Genomic DNA, 4384 nt, shown 5'->3' with positions numbered 1-4384 from the left:
CTTGAACAGGCTGCTGTTGAGCGACGCGAACTTTTGATAGAATATGATACCATCTTCAATAATGTGCAAAGTGCATTCTTTTTGATTGATATCGACCCCCAGGGCCGTTTTATTATTGAGAATCTGAACGCTTACCATCAGGAAAAAACCGGGCTGGACCTGCAGGACATCAAAGGTAAAACACCAGTGCAGGCCTTTGGTCCGGAACTCGGTGCCCGGATAGAGGATAATTATCGCAAGTGTTTTGAACTGCAGCAGAACATCAGCTACGAAGAATCCCTGCTTCTTCCGGCAGGTGAAAGGACCTGGCTGAGCAGGCTTACTCCGGTTGTAATCAACGGCCGCACTGTTAAACTCGTTGGCAGCGCTCTGGATATTACGGATTTGAAAAATGCGCAGACAGAACTGCTGACCAGTCAGTCCAGGCTGTCCTGGGCCCAGACTTTGACCCAGTCCGGAGTCTGGGAACACGACATGGACCAGGGCACCGTGTTCTGGTCAAAGGAGTGTGAGGCCCTGTTCGGCTTGCAGGAAGGCGAGTTTGAGGGGACTTATCAGGCGTTTCTGGACCGGGTGCACCCTGACGACAGGGAGTACGTGATCAGCACAGGCCGGCCCATTATTGAAATGAAGGAAGGCACTACTCTGGAATACGACCATCGCATAGTCAAAAAGGATGGTCAGATCTGCTGGGTCAGCGAATCAGCCGGGGTTGTACATGATGAGGCGGGCGATCCATTGCGGGTGGTCGGGTTTGTGCAGGACATCACCCAGCGTAAAGAAGCCGAGCGGGCCATAAACAAGCAGAAGGCCCTGGAAGGCCTGCTTATGGAGCTGGCTGCCGACTCCATCAATGCTCCCCTGGATGATTTCGAGCACACAATAAGCCGGCTTCTGGAAGCTGTAGGCAGGTCAGTGGAAGTAGACCGGGTTTACCTCTTCAATTATGACTATGTCCGTAAAATTGCAGTGAACACGCACGAATGGTGCGCTGAAGATATAAACCCGGAAATCGGCAACCTCCAGGCTGTGCCCTTTGATCTTATTTCTGAATTCATCCCGGCCCATGAACGGGGCGAGAGTGTTCATATTCCTGATGTCGGCGAGTTGATTGAAAATCCTGGCATGCGCTCACACCTTGAGGATCAGGGCATCAAGTCCATAGTTTCCATCCCTTTGATGGACAACCGGGCTTGTCTGGGTTTTGTCGGCTTTGACGCAGTCAGGAAGGAAAAAGTTTTTTCAGACACTGAAATGTATCTGCTGAGCTTTATGGCCCAGGTCATAGTCAACCTCATGTCAAGACTGCAGGCCAGCAAGGAGCATCAGGAAAGCGAGGCCCGCTGCCGGGTCATTGCTGAGAATATTGCCATGGGAGTGGCTGTTATTGATGAAAACATGCGCATCACCAGCGCCAATCCCAGGCTCAGGCAGTGGTTCCCCGGGCTTCGCCCCGAGAACACCCCTCTTTGCTATGACGTCTTTTGCCATACAGCCCGCAAAAAGGTCTGCAAAGACTGTCCATGTATTGTTTCCTTTGAAAACCACCGTGTGCATCAGGGGATAAAACGCAGAAATCACAAGGGTGATGAGCAGATATTTCGCCTGACATCCTCACCGGTACCCGGTCCGGAAGGTCGCGTCAGTCAGGTGGTCCTGATGTTCCAGGAGATCACGGATGAGGTCCTGCGTGAAGAAGAATTGCGCAACAGGCTCAATGAAGCGGAGAACCGCCTGGCCGGGGGCGGCCCGGGCGGGTTGTGCGGACTGCGCGGGGCAAGCCGGGCCATGGGTGAGGTCTACACCCGGATCAGGACAACGGCTGGTACGGACAAAGTGGTGCTGCTCATGGGAGAGACCGGTACAGGCAAGGAGCTGGCAGCCAGAGCCATACATGAATTAAGAGGCCGGGGCGAATTCATGGCTGTCAACTGCGCCAATCTCTCCCCTTCCCTGCTGGAAAGTGAACTTTTCGGACACTGCCGGGGTGCCTTTACAGGGGCATCAAGCGACAAGAAAGGCCTTTTTGAAGCTGCTGGCAACGGCATAATCCTGCTGGATGAAATCGAGGCAGCTCCTTCCCGGATGCAGACTGCTCTGCTCAGGGTGCTGGAATCCCGTGAAGTCACCAGGGTGGGCGATTCCCGGCCCCGGTCCATTGGGGCCAAGGTCCTGGCAGCGGCCAACCAGGACCTGGAAGCCATGGTGGAAAAAGGCCGGTTCAGGGACGACCTTTTCTATCGACTCTGCGAAACAGTAATCCACCTCCCTACCCTGCGGGAGCGCACCGAGGATATATCTATCCTGGCCGAGCATTTCCTGGAAGAATACAGCAGGCTTTCCAGCAGGCGTCCCCGTCAGCTGTCTCCCAGGAGCATGGAACTGCTGTGCGGATACAACTGGCCGGGCAATGTACGTGAACTGCGTAACCTGGTGCATACCCTGGCTGAAATATCTCCTGCACCCATGATCCGCCCGGCAGATCTTCCAGACTGGCTGGCCGGCGGCACAGGAGGGTTCACCACCCTGGAAGAGCGGGAAAGAAAGGCTCTGCAGGATGCCATGGATCAGGCTTCAGGCAATAAAACAGAGGCTGCCCGGCTCCTGGGGGTCTCCCGCAAGACCGTCTACTCCCTGATAGACAAGTACGGCATGGACCAGGGCTTATGGTGTCGGACCTAATCAAGTTATTGTACTAAGGGATTTGTCGCTGTGATTTGACATTATATTGCTTGATCTGTAAATGTACGGCGACAATCGGAGAAAAAATGAATCTGTCTGACCTTTTCGCCATTCAGGCCTTGCTGGTGGGGAATCTGCCCGCGACGAGGAGGTTTTTGTTTGAGCGGATCAATTGGGATAACCGCCTGATCTGTCTTTATGGCGGTCGGGGTGTGGGCAAGACAACGCTCATGTTGCAGCGTCTCAAGGACTGCGAGCAGGAAGGCGGCAAAGGGCTTTACTTCGCGGCTGACCATATCCAGGTTACGGCCATGGGCATCTATGACATTGCTGCGGAATTTTTTCGCCACGGCGGTGAAGTCGTGTTCATCGACGAGGCCCATAAGCGGCCTGACTGGGCTCAGGAGATCAAGTCACTGTACGATTCGTTTCCCAGAGGCCGCCTGGTGGTTTCGGGCAGTTCGGCCCTGGCCATGCAGACAGGCAAATACGATCTTTCACGGCGGGCCTTCTACCGCATGTTGCCGGTTCTCTCCTTTCGCGAATATTTGAGCATTGTCCACGGAAGAGAGTACCAGCCCGTGACCCTGGAAACCTTGTTGCGCGACCACCAGCGCCTTGCTTCGGATGTTCTCGGCTCCGGCCAGGTACTCGGGCATTTTCGGGAGTATATCGAAGCCGGGGCGTATCCTTTTGTGCTTGAGGGCAAGGCGGAGTATCTCCAGCGCCTGGAAAACGTGATTGAAAAAACGCTGTACGAGGATTTGAGCCTGGCAGAAGGCCGCAGGTCCGGGGGGGTTCGGGTCATGAAAAAACTGCTCTGGCTGGTGGCCACGTCCCCGCCCATGCAGTTGTGCATTGAGAGTGTGGCCCGTGATGTCGGCGTCAGCCGGCCCACTGTCTACGATTATCTGGCCGTCCTGGAACGGGCCGGGCTGTTGACCACCGTCCCGCCTCACGGACATGGGGCCAGGCTTGTTCGAAAGGATTCTAAGATTTTTCTGGAAAACACGAACCTGTTATGGGCCATCAGCCAGTCCCTGACCCGAACCGATCCCCTGGGCAGCCTGCGTGAAACATTTTTCGTCAACCAGCTGTTCTCCGCCGCTGCGCGGATCAGGGTGGCGGCGCGTGGCGATTTTATAGTGGACGATACATATACGTTTGAAGTCGGCGGCAAAGGCAAGGGCTTTGGCCAGATCGAGGAGACGCAAGACGGCTACGTGGTCAGGGACGGTCAGGAAGTCGGCCATGGTCGAATTCTGCCGCTGTGGTTGTTCGGGTTTTTGTATTGATGGCCCGAGTGCTTGTACGTTCGGTGTGTACGTTCGGGACGTTCGGGGTCGGACCTAATCAAGTTATTGAACTAATTGATTAAAGGACCTCTGCAGGGCTAAAATACTGCCTTAAAATGCCTTTTATGGTGCCAAAAACATAGCTTGAGAGTTCAAAGTTCCTGATTGCAAGAAATTATGTCAATGAATTTGGATAGATACATAGCCTAAAGCGGGCTTTGCCCGCAACCCAAGAAATAAAGAAACCTTAACCGCCCGTTCGAAGACTCACTCAAGACGCAAAGGTCGCAAAGGAAGGCAGGAAGATTTTTTCATTTGCCGGGTGTACGGCAAATGAAAAGGCAGCCTTGTCCAAAACCGTGTCCCGGTTTTGGACAATACACCTGCTTCGCGTCTTTAACTTTGCG

At 54.2% G+C, this 4384-nt stretch carries 2 protein-coding genes; both read left to right on the top strand.

The genetic code is table 11. The features are described 5' to 3' along the window. On the top strand, window positions 1-2682 hold a 2682-nt coding region (locus D5S03_RS12235), incomplete at its 5' end, for a sigma 54-interacting transcriptional regulator (protein ID WP_287044221.1). A gap of 86 nt (window positions 2683-2768) precedes the next feature. Beyond that, window positions 2769-3977 (top strand): ATP-binding protein, encoded by a 1209-nt coding sequence (locus tag D5S03_RS12230; protein WP_008869037.1) that lies wholly within the window; start codon window positions 2769-2771, stop codon window positions 3975-3977. Window positions 3978-4384 lie beyond the last annotated feature (407 nt).

Origin of the sequence: Desulfonatronospira sp. MSAO_Bac3, from assembly GCF_003838035.1 — a bacterium.
Lineage (GTDB): Bacteria > Desulfobacterota > Desulfovibrionia > Desulfovibrionales > Desulfonatronovibrionaceae > Desulfonatronospira > Desulfonatronospira thiodismutans.
This window is presented reverse-complemented; position numbering and strand designations above follow the sequence as displayed.